This window comes from Micromonospora terminaliae, from assembly GCF_009671205.1.
GTDB classification, from domain to species: domain Bacteria; phylum Actinomycetota; class Actinomycetes; order Mycobacteriales; family Micromonosporaceae; genus Micromonospora; species Micromonospora terminaliae.
This window is the reverse complement of the sequence record NZ_CP045309.1, coordinates 5,674,488-5,693,877: the sequence shown is the minus strand read 5'-3', so window position 1 is coordinate 5,693,877 and position 19,390 is coordinate 5,674,488. Positions and strand designations below refer to the sequence as shown.

Genomic DNA, 19,390 nt, shown 5'->3' with positions numbered 1-19,390 from the left:
GTCGGCACTACTCGGGCTCGGCGACCGCGACCAGGGCGGGCCGCAGCAGCCGTTCGCCGAGCTGGTAACCCCGGCGCATGACCTGCACGCAGGTCGGCTCGGTCACGTCGGCGGAGGTCTGGTGCGCCACCGCCTCGTGCCGGGTCGGGTCGAACGGGTCACCCTGCTCGCCGAACGCGGTCAGGCCGAACTTCGTCAGCGCGGTGTTGAGCTGCTCGGCCACGCTGCCGAACGGGCCCACCAGGTCGCCGTGCTCGCGGGCCCGGTCCAGGTCGTCGAGGATCGGCAGCAGCGCGGTCAGCACCGTGCCGGTGGCCTGCTCCTGGACCAGGCTGCGGTCCCGGTCGACCCGCTTGCGGTAGTTGGCGTACTCCGCCGACACCCGCTGGACGTCGCGGGTCCGCTCGTCCAGCTCGGCCCGGAGCGACTCCAGCTCGGCGCCGAGCGGGGCGTTCGCCGGGGTGGCCTCCCCGCTCGGCTGGGCCGGGGCGTCGACCACCGGCGGGCCGGGAACCGAGGCCTCGGCCTCGCCCTCGATCTCGTCGACCACGACCTCGGCCTCTTCGACCAGCCCCTCGGCGGGGGCGTCGGCCGCGGCGTCGGCGGCCGACGTGTCGGTCACCGCCTGCTCGGTGGTCTTGCTGATCTTGCGCTTGTCACGGATGACGACCCGCGGCTCCTCGCCGGCGCCCTGCCCGGCGGTCGCGGAGCCACCCGGCGCCGACCCGGTGGAGCCCGGGTCGGCGGCTCGTGGCTTCTCCGTCATGCGGCTACCTCATCCCTCTGCGAGAAACGTGTCCGGGACCGAAGGTCACTTCTTGTCCTCGTCCACGATCTCCGCGTCGACCACGTCGTCGGGGCCGCCGGCCTGGGCGCCACCGGGCCCACCCGCACCCGCGCCCGGCCCGGCCTCGCCCGGGCCGGCCTGCTCGCCCTGCTGCTGCGAGTAGAGCAGCGAGCCGGCCTGCTGGGAGACCTGCGCCAGCTTCTCGTGCGCGGCCTTGATCTTGTCGATGTCCTGGCCGCCGAGGGCGCTGCGCAGCTCGCCGAGCGCCTCGTTGAGCTGGTCGCGGTTCTCCGCGGGCAGCTTGTCGCCGCTCTCGGCGAGGAACTTCTCGGTCTGCCACTGGAGCGCCTCGGCCACGTTGCGGGTCTCGGCCTCGTCGCGGCGCCGCTTGTCCTCGTCGGCGTGCTCCTCGGCGTCCCGGCGCATCCGCTCGATGTCGTCCTTCGGCAGCGACGAGCCGCCGGTGATCGTCATCTTCTGTTCCTTGCCGGTGCCCAGGTCCTTGGCGTGCACGTTGACGATGCCGTTGGCGTCGATGTCGAAGGTGACCTCGATCTGCGGGACGCCGCGCGGCGCCGGCGGGAGGCCGGTCAGCTCGAAGGTGCCGAGCTTCTTGTTGTAGGCCGCGATCTCCCGCTCGCCCTGGAACACCTGGATGAGCACCGACGGCTGGTTGTCGTCGGCCGTGGTGAACACCTCGGAGCGCTTGGTCGGGATGGTGGTGTTGCGCTCGATCAGCTTGGTGAAGATGCCGCCCTTGGTCTCGATGCCCAGGCTCAGCGGGGTCACGTCGAGCAGCAGGACGTCCTTGACCTCGCCCTTGAGCACACCGGCCTGCAGGGCGGCGCCGACGGCGACGACCTCGTCCGGGTTGACGCCCTTGTTCGGGTCGCGGCCGGTGAGCTGCTTGACCAGGTCGGTCACGGCCGGCATCCGGGTGGAGCCGCCGACCAGGATGACGTGGTCGACGTCGGAGATCTTGATCCCGGCGTCCTTGACGGCCTGCTCGAACGGGCCCTTGCAGCGGTCCAGCAGGTCCTGCGTCATCCGCTGGAACTCGGCGCGGCTCAGGGTCACGTCGAGGTGCAGCGGGCCGGCCGAACCGGCGGTGATGTACGGCAGGTTGATGTTGGTGGTGGTGGCGGCGGACAGCTCGATCTTGGCCTTCTCGGCCGCCTCCTTGAGCCGCTGCATGGCCATCTTGTCCTGGGACAGGTCGATGCCGTGCTCGCCGCGGAAGGTCTTCACCAGGTGGTCGATGATGCGCTGGTCCCAGTCGTCACCACCGAGGTGGTTGTCACCGCTGGTGGACTTGACCTCGATGACGCCCTCGGCCAGCTCCAGCAGCGAGACGTCGAAGGTGCCGCCGCCCAGGTCGAAGACCAGGACGGTCTGCTCCTTGGAGCCCTTGTCCAGCCCGTACGCCAGGGCGGCCGCGGTCGGCTCGTTCACGATCCGCAGCACGTTGAAGCCGGCGATCTCGCCGGCCTCCTTGGTGGCCTGCCGCTGGCCGTCGTTGAAGTAGGCCGGAACGGTGATCACCGCGTCGGTGATCTGCTCACCCAGGTACGCCTCGGCGTCCCGCTTGAGCTTCATCAGCGTGCGGGCCGAGATCTCCTGCGGGGTGTACTTCTTGCCGTCGATGTCGACGGTCCAGTTGGTGCCGATCTCCCGCTTGACCGAGCGGATGGTCCGGTCCGGGTTGGTCACCGCCTGGCGCTTGGCGACCTCACCGACGAGCACCTCGCCGTTGCGGGCGAACGCGACGATCGAGGGGGTCGTCCGCGAGCCCTCCGCGTTGGCGATGACGGTGGGCTCACCGCCCTCGAGAACGCTGACGCAGGAGTTCGTCGTGCCGAGGTCGATGCCGACCGCACGTGCCATGTTCGCTTCCTCGCTTCGTAACGGTGAGCAGGTCAACGGGCCTGCCCGGCGGGTCGCCCGCAGCGACCGCACCACAAGTTGAGTGAACTTGACTCAATAGTGCCACGCGCTACGGGATCCGCAAGTCGAGGTTGAGCCGACCCGACGCAACCTGACCGTTATTACCGTCCGGTTGTCTTACCTTGCGTCGGTCGGGCACGCTTTAGCGGTGACGACGCACGGCGATCCCGCCACCCATGCCGGCGCGCCCGCCGTCGCAGCCCGCAGCGGGCCCGACGACGCCGGTGGGGGCCTGCCGGCCGACGCCGCCGAAGGTCTGCCTGCCGCGCTCACCGGCCTGCGGGCCGCGATCGGGGCGGCCCGGTTCCCGCTCGCCCTGCCCTCGGCCGAGCCGGCCCGGCGCACCGCCACCGGCCTCACCGACCAGCTCGACGACTACCTGCTGCCCCGGCTGGCCCGCCTCGACGCCCCCCTGCTCGTGGTCGTCGGCGGCTCGACCGGCGCCGGCAAGTCGACGCTGGTCAACAGCCTGGTCCAGGCGCGGGTCAGCGCCGCCGGGGTGCTCCGCCCGACCACCCGTTCGCCGGTGCTGGTCTGCAACCCGGCCGACGCGGCCTGGTTCCGCCAGGGCGAGCTGCTGCCCGGCCTCACCCGCACCACCGAGCCGAGCGAGAACCCCGGCACCCTCCAGCTGGTCACCGCCCCGGCGCTCCCGGCCGGGCTGGCCTTCCTCGACGCGCCCGACATCGACTCGGTGGTCGACGCCAACCGGGCGCTCGCCGGGCAGCTGCTGGCCGCCGCCGACCTCTGGCTCTTCGTCACCACGGCCGCCCGCTACGCCGACGCCGTCCCATGGGAGCTGCTGCGCAGCGCCCGCGCCCGCGGCACGGCCGTGGCCATGGTCCTCGACCGCGTGCCCCCGGAAGCGGCCGACGAGATCGCCGCCCACCTGTCCGAGATGCTCGCGGCACAGGATCTGGGGGCCGCGCCGCTGTTCGTCCTTCCCGAGACCTGGGTCGACGGGCAGGGGCTGCTCCCCGACAAGGTGACCGCGCCGCTGGCCGCCTGGTTCGCCCGGCTCGCCGCCGACGCCGAGGCGCGTTCGGCGGTGGTCCGGCAGACCCTCGACGGCGCGCTGGCCGCCCTGCACCCCACCGTCGACGCGCTGGCCGACGCCGCCGACGAGCAGGTGGCCGCCGCCGACGCGCTGGACGAGCGGGTCCGGGCCGCGTACCGGGGGGCGGAGCGGACCGTCGACCAGGGGCTCAAGGACGGCCGGCTGCTGCGCGGCGAGGTGCTGGCCCGCTGGCAGGAGTTCGTCGGCACCGGTGAGTTCTTCCGCAGCCTGGAGGCCCGGATCGGCCGGCTGCGGGACCGCCTGGTGGCCGCGGTCACCGGCCGGCCGGCCCCGGCCGCCGAGCTGCGGAACGCCATCGAGTCCCAGCTGGTCACGCTGCTGCGCGGGGTGTCCGCCGAGGCGGCGGAAAACGCGTACACCGGGTGGAAGGCGCACCCGGCCGGTGCGGCGCTGCTCGAACCGGAGCTGGCGCACGCGTCGGCCGACCTGCCCGAGCGGGCCGAGCGGCTGGTCCGCGACTGGCAGCGCGGGGTCCTGGAGCTGGTCCGGGCCGAGGGCGGCGACCGGCGTTTCGTGGCGCGCACCGCGGCGTACGCGGTCAACGCCACCGGCCTGGCCGTCATGATCGCGGTCTTCGCGGCCACCGCCTTCATCCCGACCGGCCTGGAGGTCGCCACCGGCGCCGGCACCACGGTCGCCGCGCAGGCGGTGCTCCAGGCGATCTTCGGCGACCAGGCGGTCCGCAACCTGGCCAGCAAGGCGCGGGTGGACCTGCTGGACCGGATCGGCGCGCTGCTCGGCGAGGAGGCCGACCGGTTCCTCGCCCGCACCGCCGAGGCGCGCCCGGCCACCGAGACCGGTGCCGCGCTGCGCCGGGCGGCCGGCGAGGTGGAGAAGGCCCGGCACCGCGCCGGCCTCTCCGGCACGCCGGGTCCGGCGTTGCCCGCCGCCGACGAGGGCGGGCGCGCGTGAGCAACATCGTCGGCCGGATGCGGGAGGCGTTCCGGGGCGACCAGCGCGTCGACCCCGACGCCCTGATCGCGCGCCTCCAGGCGGTCCAGCGCTTCCTCGGCGCCGTCGACGGCCAGGTGCCCGACGCCGACCTGGTCGCCGCGCACACCGTGGTCGAGCGGGCCGGCACCCGGCTCGCCCTGTCCGGCCACCACACCGTGGTCGCGCTCGCCGGTGCGACCGGCAGCGGCAAGTCGAGCCTGTTCAACGCCCTGGCCCGGCTGGACCTCTCCCCGGTCGGCGTCCGCCGGCCGACCACCGGGGTGGCGCACGCCTGCGTGTGGGGGCAGCTCGACGGCGCGTCCCGGCTGCTCGACTGGATCGGGGTGCTGCCGCGGCACCGGTTCGTCCGGGAGAGCCCGCTGGACGGCGACGACGAGTCGGCCCTGCACGGCCTGGTCCTGCTGGACCTGCCCGACTTCGACTCGGTGCAGCGGAGCCACCGGCTGGAGGTCGACCGGCTGCTCGGCCTGGTCGACCTGGTGGTCTGGGTGGTCGACCCGCAGAAGTACGCGGACCGCGTGATCCACACCAGTTACCTGCGCGAGTTCCACCGGCACAGGGACGTGACCGTGGTGGTGCTCAACCAGGCCGACCGGCTGCCCCCGGCCGAGCTGCCCCGGGTCCTCGGCGACCTCCGCCGGCTGCTCGACGCCGACGGGCTGGAGGGGGTGCCGCTGCTGCCCACGGTGGCGGTGGACCCGGCGGGGCTGGACGGGCTCCGCGCCGAGCTGGAGCGCACGGTCGCCGAGCGGCAGGCCGCGCTGCGCCGGCTGGCCGGCGACGTGGACGCCGTGGTGGCCGGACTCGGCCCGCTGGTCGGGCCGGAGCCGCCGCGCACCGGGCCGGGTGACGCCTCGGCGCGGGAGCTCACCACGGCGCTGGCCGGAGCGGCCGGGGTGCCGACCGTGGCGGAGGCGGTCGAGGGGGCGTACCGGCACCGGGCCGTCGGCAGCACCGGCTGGCCGCTGGTCCGGGGCTGGCGGAAGCTGCGACCGGACCCGCTGCGCCGGCTGCACCTGCCCGGCGGGGGCGCCGACGCGCCGGCGGAGAGCCTCGTCGCGGCCACCTCCGTACCGGATCCGACCGCCGCGCAGCGCTCGGCGCTCAACCTGGCCATCCGCGCGGTGGCCGACCGCTCCGCCGCCGGCCTGCCGGCGCCCTGGCCGACCGCGGTGACCGCTGCGGCCCGGTCCCGGCTGGCCGACCTGCCGGACGCGCTGGACCATGCGGTGGCCGCCACGGACCTCGGCATGGACCGCCGGCCGGTCTGGTGGCGGGTGATCGGTGGGCTGCAGTGGCTGGTCACCCTCGCCGCGCTGGCCGGCCTGGCCTGGCTGGTGCTGGGCTACGCGCTGCGCATCCTCGGCCTGCCCGCCCTCGACTACCCGGAACTCCGCGAGGTGCCCTGGCCCACCGTGCTGCTGCTCGGCGGCCTGCTGGCCGGCCTGCTGGTCGCGGCGCTGACCCGTCCGGTGATCCGGTGGGCGGCGCGGCGTGCGCGCCACCGGGCCGAGGAGCGGCTGCTCACCTCGGTGGGCAGCGTCGGCGAGAAGTACGTGCTGAACCCGGTCTGGGCGGTGCTGGCCCGCTACGGACAGGCGCGCGAGGCGCTGCGGGAGGCGGCCCGCGGCTGAGTGCCGGCGCGGAAAGCCCGGCGTGCTGAGCGGTGTCCGCGCGGGCCGGGCGGCGTAGGGTCGGTGCATGGCCACGCCACAGACCCCCTACGAGGCGGTGCTGCACGCCGCTCGCGACGTGACGAGGCTCGACTCCGCCCTGGACGCGGAGATGCTCGGCGCCGCGCTGCTGGGCAGCGTCTACGCCGTTGCCGAGACCGACCGGGACACCGCCGTCCGCGAGTTCGTGGCCGGCTTCCTCACCGCCACCTCGCGCCGCCGCAGCGCCGCCGCGACGACCATCCGCGCCGTCTTCGCCGCCCTGGTCCCCGACGCCGAGGGGGCCGCCCGGGTCCGCCCGGGCGCGTACGCCCCGGCCTGGGCCGGCCAGCTCGGCCGGGTGCACCTCACGGGTGCCTGGTCGTACGGCGACGTGTACGGCGATCAGACCTCCTACCTGGCCACCTTCGCCTACGACGACGCCGAGGGCGGGCCGGAGCACGCCCTCGTGGCCCTCGTCGACCACAACATCGGGATCACCAAGGACGTGTTCGTGGGCGGTCCGGCCGCCCGGATCGTCGAGCAGGCCCGGGAGATCTGCACCCAGGACGAGTTCACCTGGTTCCGCAACGAGGACCCGGGCCGGATGCGCACCGAGGTGAGCCGGCATCTGGCGATCACCGACGACCTCGGCGAGCTGCCCGCACAGGGCTCGCTGGCCACCGACCGGGCGCTCGTGGGCGCGCGGCTGGCCGCGCTGCCCGCTCCGGGGCCCGGGGCGGCGGCCGTCGCCCCGCCGCTCACCGACGAGACACGGACCCGGCTGGTGCGCGCCTTCCTCGGCTCGCCGGAGGCGGTCCGGTTCGGCCTGGACCGGGTGGCCGACGGGGAGCTGGCCTCGCTGCACTTCTGCCTGGGGCTGCTGCTCGATCACGCGGCGAGCTTCCCGGACGCCGACCCGATGCGGTGGAGCCCGACGGTGGCCGAGCTGTTCCTGCTCGACTGGGTGCACCGGCGGGCCGTCCTCGACATGGACGACGCGGCCATGCTGCCGCGGGTGCTGCGTGGCTGGGCGGCGTACGCGGCCCGCCAGCGAGGGCTCGCGCCGGCGGCGGCCGCCCGCACCGACGAGGCGATCGAGGAGATGATCCCCGAGTTCGCCCGGCTCTACAGCACCGGCGAGCGGCGCAGCCCGGCCACGGCGGCGGTCGCGCAGCTCATGGCTGACGGCGTCGACCCGGACGACCCGGTGGCGCTGGACGCCTGGATCGAGGCGAACCGCCACCGCCTCACCGACGACCCGGCCTGACCCGCCGGCACCGGCTCACACCTCGGGTGTGGCCGACGCCGTGGCGCTCGGGTCCGGATCGTCGGCCGGGGTGCGGGTCGGCGTGGGCGACTCCTCCGGCGGGGTGCCGGTGGGCGACGGAGTGCCGTCCGGCGGGGCGGTCGTCGGATCGCCGGTCGGCGTCGGCTCGGAAGTCGGCGTCGGATCGGGCGTCGGCGTCGGATCGGGGGTCGGCTCGGTCTCGGTCGGTTCGGCGGTCGGGCTGGGGCTCGGCTCCGGCGTGACCGGGTCGGACGGCGACGGCGACGGCGAGGGCACCGGCGACGGGCGCGGCGGGACGGCCGGCCTGGTACGGGTCGGGCCGGGTGCCGGCGCGGGAGCGGGCGGCCGGGACCGGTGGCGCGCGGCGAGGTCGCTGTCGTCGGGCAGGGCTGGTGCGGCCGGCAGCACCGGTGCCGCGGGCGGCACGGTCGCGGCTCCGGCGACCGGCGTCGGGGACGGCAGCAGCGGGGACTGCGTCCCCTCGGGCAGCGGGATCACCACCGGGCCGACCGAGGGAGTCGGGATGAACGGGGTGCTGGTGTCCGGAAGAGCGCTGTTCCCCACGGTGGCCGACCCGGCGCTGATCGCGGCGAGGATCGGCATGGACGCGGTGCCGGCCAGCAGCGCCACGGTGAACAGGTAGCCCCGGCTCGGGCCGCCCAGGCCCTGCGCGCGGTGCGCGCCGACCACCCGCCGGTAGGTGGACCGCGACGCAGCCCGGTGCCGCCCGAGGAACGGTGAACCTTCTGGCGGCTCGGACACGGACACACTCCTCGTACGCGTCGACAGGGCAGGATCCCGGCGCAAGCCAAACGGACAAAAGCCACAAGGGAACCACCGTCAGCTTGAACCAGTGACGCTCAGTTCACCAGCCACCACAGCGTGTCGACACACAAATTGTCCGTCGCCCGAGAGTGACTCACCAGACAAATACGTCTATGCATCACGAACACGACGGAACGTCACCGCCCGAGGAGGCCGTACTGTGGGCCCGCTCACCTCCTCTGCAATCATTCAGGCACGACGGCAACGCAGCCGCCACCTCCGCGCACCCCGCGGCTGGTGCGGTACGGCGCCGGCGCTCCCGGGTCGGGCTCCTCACGGGACCCGGCTCACGCCGCGCGGCAACCCTCACCGGGGCTAGGCGCGGCCGCCAGGGACCGGTCCGGCACCATGCCGGATCGGGCGCACGATGTGCGCGGCACGGGTCACCCCCCGGCGCCGGCGCAGACCAGACAGGGAGAGACGGATGGCAAAGGGCGATCCCGGGGCCGCCACCCGCAGCAAGCGGGCCGCACCCCGTACGAAGCGCGCCGCCGCCACGGGCGAACCGGAGCTCGTGCAGCTGCTGACGCCAGAGGGCGAGCGGATCGAGAGCGCGCTCGGCCCGGACGGGACCGAGTACCGCGTCGACTTCACCGACGAGGAGTACCGCGGGCTCTACCGCGACCTCGTGCTGGTGCGGAAGCTCGACGCCGAGGCCACGGCGCTCCAGCGCCAGGGCGAGCTGGGCCTCTGGGCCAGCCTGCTGGGCCAGGAGGCGGCGCAGGTCGGCTCCGGCCGGGCGCTGCGTACGCAGGACATGGCCTTCCCGACCTACCGGGAGCACGGCGTCCTCTACTGCCGGGGCATCGACCCGATCATGCCGCTCGGCCTGTTCCGCGGCGTCGACCAGGGCGGCTGGGACCCGAACGAGTTCAAGTTCAACATGTACACGATCGTCATCGGGGCGCAGACCCTGCACGCGACCGGGTACGCCATGGGTGTCGCCATGGACGGCAAGACCGGCAGCGACGACGGCGAGGCGGTGATCGCCTACTTCGGCGACGGCGCCACCAGCCAGGGTGACGTCAACGAGTCGTTCGTCTGGGCCAGCGTCTTCAACGCCCCGCTGGTGTTCTTCTGCCAGAACAACCAGTACGCCATCTCCGAGCCGCTCGAGCGGCAGACCCGCGTCCCGCTCTACCAGCGGGCCGGCGGCTTCGGCTTCCCCGGCGTGCGGGTGGACGGAAACGACGTGCTCGCGTCGTACGCGGTGACCCGGCACGCGCTGGACAACGCGCGGCTCGGTCAGGGCCCGAGCCTCATCGAGGCGTACACCTACCGGATGGGCGCGCACACCACCTCCGACGACCCGACCCGCTACCGGATCGCCAGCGAGGTCGAGGCCTGGCAGGCCAAGGACCCGATCGCCCGGATGAAGGCGTTCCTCACCAAGCAGCAAATCGTCGACGAGTCGTTCTTCGCCGAGGTCGACGAGCAGGCCCGTGCCGAGTCGGTGCACCTGCGCGAGCGGGTGCTGAACATGCCGAACCCGGAGCCGGTGAGCATGTTCGACCACGTCTACCCCAACGGGTCCCCCGAGCTCGACGAGCAGCGGGCCCAGTTCGCCAAGTACATGGAGTCGTTCGAGGGGAGCGCCCACTGATGGCCACGGAGACGCTCACCCTCGGCAAGGCCCTCAACGCCGGCCTGCGCAAGGCCCTGGAGAACGACCCGAAGGTCGTCATCATGGGCGAGGACGTCGGTAAGCTCGGCGGCGTCTTCCGGATCACCGACGGCCTCCAGAAGGACTTCGGCGACCAGCGGGTGATCGACACCCCGCTCGCCGAGTCCGGCATCATCGGCACCGCGGTCGGCCTGGCCATCCGCGGCTTCCGGCCGGTCTGCGAGATCCAGTTCGACGGCTTCGTCTACCCGGCGTACGACCAGATCGTGTCGCAGGTGGCGAAGATGCACTACCGCTCGCAGGGCAAGGTACGGATCCCCATGGTCATCCGGATCCCCTACGGCGGCGGCATCGGCGCGGTCGAGCACCACTCGGAGTCGCCCGAGGCGTACTTCGCGCACACCGCCGGCCTGAAGGTCGTGACCTGCGCGAACCCGCAGGACGCGTACTCGATGATCCAGCAGGCGATCGCCTCCGACGACCCGATCGTCTTCTTGGAGCCGAAGCGGCGCTACTGGGAGAAGGGCCCCGTCGAGCTGGACGCCCCGCTCGGCGAGGCGTACCCGCTGCACGCCGCCCGGGTCGCGCGGCCGGGCACCGACGCCACCGTGCTGGCGTACGGCCCGATGGTGCGTACCGCCCTGGACGCGGCCACCGCCGCCGCCGAGGACGGCCGGAAGCTGGAGGTCGTCGACCTGCGCACGCTCTCGCCGCTGGACCTGACCGCCGCGTACGAGTCGGTGAAGCGCACCGGCCGCTGCGTGGTCGTCCACGAGGCCCCGGGCAACCTGGGCCTCGGGTCGGAGATCGCCGCCCGGATCACCGAGGAGTGCTTCTACTCCCTGGAGTCCCCGGTGCTGCGGGTCACCGGCTTCGACACCCCCTACCCGGCCGCCCGGGTGGAGGAGGAGTACCTGCCCGACCTCGACCGGGTGCTCGACGCCGTCGACCGCACCTTCGGCTGGTGAGCGGAATGTCACGGATCAAGACGTTCAACCTCCCCGACCTGGGCGAGGGCCTGACCGAGGGCGAGATCCTCGCCTGGCTGGTCAAGGTGGGCGACGACATCGAGCTGAACCAGCCGATCGTCGAGGTGGAGACCGCCAAGGCGGCGGTCGAGATCCCGGCGAAGTGGGCCGGCCGGGTGCAGGCGATCTTCCACCCGGAGGGTGCCACCGTCGAGGTGGGCAGCCCGATCATCGCGATCGACACCGACCCGAACGCCGGGCCGATCGAGGAGTCGACGACCGGTGCGCCGGCCGCCGACCTCCCCACCCCGTCGGCGGCCTCGCTGGCCGCCGTCGAGGTCGCGCCCGAGGAGGGCATGGTCGAGCCGGGCCTCATCGGAGGCGTCGCGCCGGGCGGGCGTACCGCCGTGCTGGTCGGCTACGGCCCGCGGAACGCGCCGGCCAAGCGGCGGCCGCGCAAGGGCGGCGTCCCGGCCCAGGCCGCGGCGGCCCCGGCCGCCCCGGTCCAGCCGACCCCGGCACCGGTGGTCCCGGCGCCGGTCGCCCCGGTGGCGAACGGCAGCGGCCGGGCGACCGGCGCGGTGCTGGCCAAGCCGCCGGTCCGCAAGCTCGCCAAGGACCTCGGCGTCGACCTCGCCACGCTGACCGGCTCGGGCCCGCTGGGCTCGATCACCCGGGAGGATGTCCAGCGGGCGGCCGCGGCGCCGGCGGCGGCCGAGCCGCTGACCGTCGCGGCGCCGGCCACGGCCGCCGCGAGCTTCGGCGCCGACCGCGAGCAGCGCATCCCGGTCAAGGGGGTACGCAAGCTCACGGCGGAGAACATGGCCCGCTCCGCGTTCACGGCGCCGCACGTCACGGAGTTCCTGACCGTCGACGTGACCCGGGCCATGAAGGCCCTGGAACGGCTCCGCGAGCGGCGCGAGTGGCGGGACGTCCGGGTCTCGCCGCTGCTGCTGGTCGCCAAGGCGGTGCTGCTCGCGGTCAAGCGCCACCCGATGGTCAACTCGACCTGGGCCGGCGAGGAGATCGTGGTCAAGGACTACGTGAACCTGGGCATCGCGGCGGCCACCGAGCGTGGCCTGATCGTGCCGAACATCAAGGACGCCGGCCGGCTCTCGCTGCGCGAGTTGGCGGACGCGATGACCGCCCTCGTCCAGACGGCCAAGGCGGGGAAGACCTCGCCGGCCGACATGTCCGGCGGCACGCTGACGATCACCAACGTCGGCGTGTTCGGCGTCGACACCGGCACTCCGATCCTGCCGCCGGGTGAGTCCGCGATCCTCGCCTTCGGCGCGGTCCGGGAACAGCCCTGGGTGCACAAGGGCAAGGTCAAGCCGCGCCTGGTCACCACCCTGGGCCTCTCCTTCGACCACCGGATCATCGACGGTGAGCTCGGCTCGAAGTTCCTCCGCGACATCGGGGACTTCCTGGCCGACCCGGAGGCGGCGCTGCTCGCCTGGACCTGACGGTCGCACAGCACCAGGTCACGGCCGGTGTGCCACGGGTTAACGCCCGGCACACCGGCCGTTGCCGTTGGGGGAAGAAACATCGGGGCACCGGGCTTCCTGACCTACGATCCTTAGGCACGTGGCTCAGCTCACCTAATAATCGATGGAATCTGGGGCCGTCATGCTGTTCAATAGAGACATCAAGGGGCTGACAACCGAATAGCCAGGAGGAGAGACCCAGATGAGCATGATCGAGCGAATCCGCAACCGCCGCGACGCCAACCGCCGCGCCCGTGCCATCGAGCACGCGCTGCGTTCCGCCAACTCGCCCGCGGTCCGCGAGGAGCTTCTCGCCATCGCCCAGCGTCACATGAGCTGACGCTCCACTACTTTCCTCACCTCCTCCAGTTCGAAGACCCGCCCGGGACCACCGGGCGGGTCTTCGGCGTTTCACGTCGATTGGCACCGGGATTCCACCCCGCCGCACCGCCCGGTACGGTGGGGCTCGGTCGCCAACCGCCCGCCCCCGGACCGATCACTTCGAGAGCAACCGATCGATATCGTCCGGTGACGTTCGGTGACGGCCCGTGCTCCCCCGGGCGCCTCCGGGCGGCCACCGGATACGGTGCGGGGAGCCCGCACGGCCGGTACCTGCCGGCGACGCCGGCAGCCATGCCGACGGTCCCGATCGGCAGTCGGCGGCCGACATGTGATGGAGGAGGCGCACCCATGACGTCCGAGGCCCCGCACCGCCCCGGCCAGGAGCCGGGCGAGGTGTCGCCGGGCGCCGGCGGACCGGTGCCGTACGGCGACCGCCCGGCGCAGCAGGACAACGGGTACGGCGCGCCCGACCTCGGCTGGGCTCCGCCCCCGCCGGCCGGTCGGCCCGCCCAGTCGGCCCCCGCGTGGGCCGCAGCCGACGACCAGCCCCCCGCCTGGACACCGCCGGGCGGGCAGCCCGCCGCCGGCCGGGCCGCCGCCCAGGTGCCGCCACCGGCCGAGCCGGGCGGCTGGGGTCCCCCGGCGCAGCCCGCCTGGGGCTCGCGCGAGCAGGCCGCCCCGGCCTGGGAGACGCCCGGCCAGGGAGCACCCGCCTGGGGCGCGCCCGAGCAGGCCGGTCCCCAGCGCGGCGCCGAGCCGGCGCCGCCCACCTGGGCCGCCGCCCCGCCGGGCAACCCCGCCGAACCGAACCAACCCGCCTGGGGTGCCGCTCCGGCCCCGTCGGGTGAGCAGCCCGACTGGGCGCAGGCCGGTGAGCCGGGTGGCCGGGGCGCCGCCCAGGTGCCCGCGCCCGCCACCGTGCCCAACGAGTCCTGGGCCACGCCGGCCGGGCAGGACGACCCGAACCGGCCCGGCGGGTGGACCCCGGCGACCGGGCAGCAGGACGACGACCCGGGCCGCTCCGGCGGCTGGCGCGCCGCGCAGGACGACAATTCCGGCGGCTGGGCCGTTGGGGCTGGCGCCCGGCAGCAGGACGACCAGCCCGCATGGGGGCAGCAGGGCGAGCAGGCTGCCCCCGGCTGGTCGCCGGCCGAGCCGACGGCCCGCGCCGCCGCCAAGGTCTCCGTCCCGGGTGCCGTCCGTCCCGAGAACGCCTGGCCCGCACCGGACGATCAGCGCCAAGCCGGTCGCTGGCAGAACGGCCCAGCCACGCACGGCGACGACCCGAACCAGTCCGGCGGCTGGCAGCACGGCTCGACGGCGCAGGACGACGACCAGGGACAGTCCGGCGGCTGGCAGCACGCCCCCGCCGCACACGGCGACGACCAGGGACAGTCCGGCGGCTGGCAGCACGGCTCGACGGCGCAGGACGACGATCCGGACCGCTCCGGCGGCTGGGCCGCGGGCCGGTCCGCCGGAGCGGCCGAGGCGCCGCAGCCGGGTGCCTGGGGCGCCGCCGAGGAGCAGCGTCCGGCGTGGGGCGCTGCCGCGGCGGTGCCGCAGCAGCGCGAGCCGGAGCGGTCCGCCGACGAGCCGGGGCAGCCGGGCTGGGGTTCCGCCGCCGCGCCCGCGGCTGCCGAGGTGCCGGCCCGGGCCAGCGCGTCCGTCCCGTCCCCCGACTCGCCGCCCGCCTGGGGCGGCAACCAGGACAACCCGGGGCAGTGGTCGCGCGAGCGCCCGGCCATCCCGGAGGCCGAGCCGTGGGAGCCCGGCGCGGCCTGGGGCCGGGCCGGCGAGGCCCAGCCCGAGCAGTCCTCGTCGCCGGGCTGGGAGCCGGCCCGCGCCGACGACGGGCCGATCTACCAGCCGGCCCCGGGCCCCGGGATCTCCCCGGCCAACGCGGTGCCGCTGCCGCCGCAGGAGCAGCGGGTGCCGGGCGCCGCCCTGGCCGCGGCGCCGCCCGCCGACTACGCGCCGTTCACCTCCGGCGGCGACCCGGGCGACCGCAACCCGCAGGCGTACGAGCCGGAGCCGGCTGCCGACGCCGGCCGGGGCACCGCCGGCCCGGCGCACGAGGAGCCGCACTCGCCGGCCGGGCCGATGGTGCCCGCGCCGCGTACCTCGCCGGAGGCCGGCGGGGGTGGTGCGGTCTCGGCCAGCGCCTCGGTGCCGATGACCAGCCGCGTCACGCCGCCTACCGACCAGCCGCTGCCGACGGCCGGTGTGCCGGGCCCCCGGGTCTACGGCCGGCCGGCCCGTCCGGAGCCGGAGGAGCCGCCCGGGCAGGACGGCCCGAACGGCTTCGCCGAGCCGGGCCCGCAGTCCCGCCCGGACGAGTCGGAGCGGCCGCACGGCTACGCCGAAGCCCCTCCGGTGCACTCGGCCCCGCCGTCGTCGCCCGCCGCTCCGCCGCCCTTCCCGCCCGGCGTGCCGTCCTTCGTGGACCCGCCCGCCAACGGCCGGCCGGTCAACGGGGTGCACCCGCACAACGGCGAGCGCCCGGGTGGGCCGCACGACCCGTTCGGTGGCCCCGGCGGGCCGCACGACCGGTTCGGCGCTCCCACCGGACACCAGGACCCGTTCAACGCGCCGAGCGGCCCTCACGACCCGTTCGGCGGTCCCGGAGCGGGCGACCCGTTCGGCGGGCCGGCCGGCGGCCGGGCCTCGGTGGGCGTACCGGGGCAGGGGCCGATGGGCGAGCCGGGCGGCTTCCCGCCCGCGTTCCCGCCGCCGCCACAGCAGGGGCCGCCGGCCTGGCCGCAGGCGGGTCCGGGCGGTGACCCGGACCAGGGCCGCTTCGACTCGTTCAAGCCGGAGTCGGAGCCGAAGACCGAGGTGCCCACACCGAAGGTGCGCAACGGCCGGGTGCTGGCCTTGGTGCTGATCGCCGCGGTGCTCATCCTCGCGGTGCCGCTCGGCCTGCTCACCCTGCTCGGCAAGATCGGTGGGGACGACAAGCCGGCGGGCTTCGACCCGGCGGTGGGCTCCTGCGTCAAGCAGTCCGGCACGACCGCGGTGAAGGCCGGCTGCGGCGAGCAGGGCGCGTTCACCGTGGTGTCGAAGGTCGACAGCAAGGACAAGTGCGCCGACCCGGCCCAGCCCCAGGTGGTCCTTCCCGGCGACGGGAGCAACCGGGTGCTCTGCCTCAAGCCGGCCGGCCAGTAGCAACGCACACGACGGCGGGGCCACGGTGATCCGTGGCCCCGCCGTCGTATCTCAGCGCTGCCAGTGGGGGTCGCGCCCGAGGTAGGCCAGCAGGACGGCGACCGGGTCGGCACCGGGCTGCGTGGGCAGCTCGGCCGCGTACGCGAATCCGCGCAGCGGCTCGGCGGTCGCCCGGGCCGCCGGCATGAGCTGTTCGGCCAGCTCGGCGGTGAGCGGCGCCGGCTGCCCCGTGGCGACCGCGACGTCCCACGCGTGGACCGCGGCGTCCAGTGCGCAGGCGGCGGCGGCGAGCTGCGGGTCCATGGTCGGTACGGGCGGCAGCGGCGTGCCCACCGGCCCGCCCGCCGGGTCGATCCGCTCCCACGTCGCGGTGGCCGCCTCGATCGCGACCCGCACGACACCCTGGACGCCCTCGTCGTGGCCGCGCGGCGGGTCGAACGGGTTGTACGCCGGCAACGCGCCGGCACCGACCTGCGCCGCCCAGGCGTGCTGGTCACCGGCGGCGTGCATGAGCACCTGCCCGACCGTCCATTGGTCGCACGGAGTCGGGTCGTCGAGCCGGTCGGCCGGAACCCCCTCGGCGGCGCGGCGCAGGAGGTCCAGGGCGGTGGTGAGTACGGGGAAGCTCACGTGGCCGGTCCTTTCGGGGAACGGAATGTTTCGTTCCACTTCAGCGTAGCAGAACGGAACGATCTGTTCCACTGCTATGGTCAGCCCATGTCCGCACCCGATCACGGCCCGCTCAGCGGCCGACGCGCCCAGGCGGCCCGCAACGACACCCGGATCCTCGACGCCGCCCGCGAGGTCTTCCTGGCCGACCCCGACGCGCCCGTCGCGGCGGTGGCCGCCCGCGCGGGCGTCGGCATGAGCGCCCTCTACCGGCGTTACCCCGGCAAGCAGGACCTGCTGCGTGCGCTGGCGGCCGACGGTCTGGCCCGCTACATCGCCGACCTGGAGGCCGCGCTCACCGCCGAGGCGCCACCGTGGGACGCCTACGTGGCCTGCCTGCACCGGGTCGTCGAGGGCGGCGGCCAGGCGCTCGCGCAACGGCTGGCCGGCACCTTCGACCCGACCCCGGAGCTGAGGCGGATGGCCGAGCAGGCGACCCGGCTGGCCGACACGCTTCTCGACCGGGTACGCGAGTCGGGCGACCTGCGCGAGGACGTCAGCGGCGCCGACATCGTGCTGCTGCTGGAGACGGTCATGCTGGTGGACCTTCCCGGTGCCGACCGGGGCGCCGCCCTGCGGCACCGCTACCTGGCCCTGCTGCTCCAGGCGTTGCACAACCCCGTCGAGGCCCCGCTCCCCGGCACCCCGGCGCGGCAGGAGGACCTGGTGGCCCGCTGGCGGGCCCGCTCCGCCCGGTGACCGTGTCGCTCTTCACCGCCCCATCGGGCCGGCCGCCACGGTCGGTGCGGCACGATGGGGGCATGAGCGCACGAGTACGGGCACCCGAGCTGCGCGGCCGGGGCTGGCTGAACACCGGCGGCAAGGACGTCACGCTGGCCGACCTGCGCGGCAAGATCGTCCTGCTGGACTTCTGGACCTTCTGCTGCATCAACTGCCTGCACGTGCTCGACGAGCTGCGCCCGCTCGAGGAGAAGTACGGCGACGTGCTGGTCGTGATCGGGGTGCACTCGCCGAAGTTCGAGCACGAGAAGGACGCCGCAGCCCTCGCGGCCGCCGTCGAGCGCTACGGCGTGCACCACCCGGTGCTCGACGACCCCGAGATGGACATGTGGCAGCAGTACGCCGCGAAGGCCTGGCCGACCCTGTCGGTGGTCGACCCCGAGGGCTACGTGGTCGCCACCATGGCCGGCGAGGGGCACGCCGAGGGGCTGGCCCGGCTCATCGACGACCTGATCGCCACCCACGAGGCGAAGGGCACCCTGCACCGGGGCGAGGGCCCGTACGTGCCGCCGGCCGAGCCCGAGACCCCGCTGCGCTTCCCCGGCAAGGCCGTGGTGCTCGACGGCGGCAACCTGCTGGTCTCCGACTCGGCCCGGCACTCCCTGGTCGAGCTGGCCCCGGACGGCGAGACCCTGGTCCGGCGGATCGGCACGGGTGACCGCGGCCACTCCGACGGTCCGGCGGAGGCGGCCACCTTCGCCGAGCCGCAGGGGCTCTGCCTGCTGCCCCCGCACGTGGCCGAGGTGGCCGGCTACGACGTGGTCGTGGCCGACACCGTCAACCACCTGCTGCGCGGCGTGAAGCTGGAGACCGGCGAGGTGGTCACGGTCGCCGGCACCGGGCGGCAGTGGCGCTCGACGGTCGACGACCACTCGCACGACGCCCGCTCGGTCGACCTCTCCTCCCCGTGGGACGTGGCCTGGTACGACGACCGAGTCGTCGTCGCCATGGCGGGCATCCACCAGCTCTGGTGGTTCGACCCGGCGAAGCGGACCGCCGGCATGTACGCCGGGACCACGGTGGAGGCGCTGCGCGACGGCCCGCTGCCGGACGTCTGGATGGCCCAGCCCTCCGGCCTCTCCGTCTCGGCCGACGGCGCCCGCCTCTGGGTCGCCGACAGCGAGACCAGCGCGATCCGCTACGTGGAGAACGGCGTGATGGGCACCGCCGTGGGGCAGGGCCTGTTCGACTTCGGCCACGTCGACGGCCCGGCCGACCGGGCGCTGCTCCAGCACCCGCTGGGCGTCTGCGCGCTGCCGGACGGCTCGGTGCTGATCGCGGACACCTACAACGGCGCGGTGCGCCGCTTCGACCCGGAGACGAACCAGGTCGCCACCGTGGCCGACGGGCTGGCCGAGCCGAGCGACCTGGTGCTCACCGCCGACGGCGAGGTGCTGGTGGTCGAGTCGGCCGCGCACCGGCTGACCCGGCTGGCACCGGGCGCGCTGACCGCGGCGGGCGCGAACACCGTGGACGGCCCGCGGCACAAGCTGGAGCGCAAGCCCACCGACGTGGCGGCCGGCGAGCTGACCCTCGACGTGGTCTTCACGCCCGCGCCCGGGCAGAAGCTGGACGAGACGTACGGGCCGTCGACGCGGGTGGTGGTCTCGGCGTCCCCGCCGGAGCTGCTGGTCGAGGGCGCCGGGACGAGCACCGACCTGTCCCGCCGGCTGGTGCTCAGCGGCGACGTGACCGAGGGCGTGCTCCAGGTGACCGCCCAGGCGGCCACCTGCGACGCCGACGTCGAGCACGCCGCCTGCCACCTCACCCGCCAGGACTGGGGCGTGCCGATCCGGGTGGTGGCCGGCGGGGCGACCCGCCTGCCGCTGGTGCTGCGCGGCCTCGACGAGGGCTGAAGCCGCC

At 74.8% G+C, this 19,390-nt stretch carries 14 protein-coding genes; 10 read left to right on the top strand and 4 right to left on the bottom strand.

Features of this window, described 5'->3' with window-relative positions; all coding sequences use genetic code 11:
* Window positions 1-7: 7 nt before the first annotated feature.
* Window positions 8-766, bottom strand: coding sequence for a nucleotide exchange factor GrpE (gene grpE / locus GCE86_RS26260; protein ID WP_154229381.1), 759 nt, complete (start codon window positions 764-766; stop codon window positions 8-10).
* Between the two features lie 45 nt (window positions 767-811).
* A complete protein-coding gene (gene dnaK, locus GCE86_RS26255) occupies window positions 812-2,671 on the bottom strand; it encodes a molecular chaperone DnaK (RefSeq protein ID WP_154229380.1) in 1,860 nt (619 codons plus the stop codon).
* Window positions 2,672-2,879: 208 nt separating this feature from the next.
* Between dnaK and GCE86_RS26250 the strand changes: the two genes are divergently transcribed.
* The 3 genes from GCE86_RS26250 to GCE86_RS26240 all read left to right on the top strand — a co-directional run bounded on the left by GCE86_RS26250 (window position 2,880) and on the right by GCE86_RS26240 (window position 7,685).
* On the top strand, window positions 2,880-4,721 hold the full coding sequence (locus GCE86_RS26250; RefSeq protein ID WP_154229379.1) for a GTPase domain-containing protein: 1,842 nt from the start codon (window positions 2,880-2,882) through the stop codon (window positions 4,719-4,721).
* 17 nt (window positions 4,722-4,738) lie between these two features.
* Window positions 4,739-6,397: a GTPase gene (locus GCE86_RS26245; protein WP_154230682.1), complete on the top strand. Its 1,659-nt coding sequence runs from the start codon at window positions 4,739-4,741 to the stop codon at window positions 6,395-6,397.
* A 67-nt stretch (window positions 6,398-6,464) separates the two neighbouring features.
* Complete coding sequence (locus tag GCE86_RS26240; RefSeq protein WP_154229378.1) at window positions 6,465-7,685, top strand: hypothetical protein; 1,221 nt, start codon at window positions 6,465-6,467, stop codon at window positions 7,683-7,685.
* 15 nt (window positions 7,686-7,700) lie between these two features.
* Here GCE86_RS26240 and GCE86_RS26235 read toward each other — a convergent pair whose 3' ends face one another.
* The gene (locus GCE86_RS26235; RefSeq protein ID WP_154229377.1) at window positions 7,701-8,468 is read right to left on the bottom strand and encodes a hypothetical protein; all 768 of its coding nucleotides are present in this window, start codon (window positions 8,466-8,468) and stop codon (window positions 7,701-7,703) included.
* A gap of 487 nt (window positions 8,469-8,955) precedes the next feature.
* Between GCE86_RS26235 and pdhA the strand changes: the two genes are divergently transcribed.
* The 5 genes from pdhA to GCE86_RS26215 all read left to right on the top strand — a co-directional run bounded on the left by pdhA (window position 8,956) and on the right by GCE86_RS26215 (window position 16,117).
* A complete protein-coding gene (gene pdhA / locus GCE86_RS26230; protein WP_154229376.1) occupies window positions 8,956-10,134 on the top strand; it encodes a pyruvate dehydrogenase (acetyl-transferring) E1 component subunit alpha in 1,179 nt (392 codons plus the stop codon).
* Entirely contained in the window at window positions 10,134-11,123 is a 990-nt protein-coding gene (locus GCE86_RS26225) for an alpha-ketoacid dehydrogenase subunit beta (protein ID WP_154229375.1), read from the top strand. Before pdhA ends, GCE86_RS26225 begins: the two co-directional genes overlap by 1 nt.
* 5 nt (window positions 11,124-11,128) lie before the next feature.
* A complete protein-coding gene (locus tag GCE86_RS26220; protein ID WP_154230681.1) occupies window positions 11,129-12,589 on the top strand; it encodes a dihydrolipoamide acetyltransferase family protein in 1,461 nt (486 codons plus the stop codon).
* 223 nt (window positions 12,590-12,812) lie between these two features.
* Entirely contained in the window at window positions 12,813-12,950 is a 138-nt protein-coding gene (locus GCE86_RS31750; protein WP_165823299.1) for a hypothetical protein, read from the top strand.
* A gap of 350 nt (window positions 12,951-13,300) precedes the next feature.
* Entirely contained in the window at window positions 13,301-16,117 is a 2,817-nt protein-coding gene (locus tag GCE86_RS26215) for an LppU/SCO3897 family protein (protein WP_154229374.1), read from the top strand.
* 51 nt (window positions 16,118-16,168) lie between these two features.
* Here GCE86_RS26215 and GCE86_RS26210 read toward each other — a convergent pair whose 3' ends face one another.
* Window positions 16,169-16,747 carry a TIGR03086 family metal-binding protein gene (locus GCE86_RS26210; protein ID WP_154229373.1) on the bottom strand — a complete coding sequence of 193 codons (579 nt, stop codon included), beginning with the start codon at window positions 16,745-16,747 and terminating at the stop codon, window positions 16,169-16,171.
* A gap of 87 nt (window positions 16,748-16,834) precedes the next feature.
* On the opposite strand from GCE86_RS26210, the gene GCE86_RS26205 reads away from it, so the two are divergent.
* Both GCE86_RS26205 and GCE86_RS26200 read left to right on the top strand, forming a co-directional pair.
* The gene (locus GCE86_RS26205) at window positions 16,835-17,485 is read left to right on the top strand and encodes a TetR/AcrR family transcriptional regulator (protein ID WP_154229372.1); all 651 of its coding nucleotides are present in this window, start codon (window positions 16,835-16,837) and stop codon (window positions 17,483-17,485) included.
* 62 nt (window positions 17,486-17,547) lie between these two features.
* The gene (locus GCE86_RS26200) at window positions 17,548-19,383 is read left to right on the top strand and encodes an NHL domain-containing thioredoxin family protein (protein WP_154229371.1); all 1,836 of its coding nucleotides are present in this window, start codon (window positions 17,548-17,550) and stop codon (window positions 19,381-19,383) included.
* The last annotated feature ends 7 nt before the right edge of the window (window positions 19,384-19,390 follow it).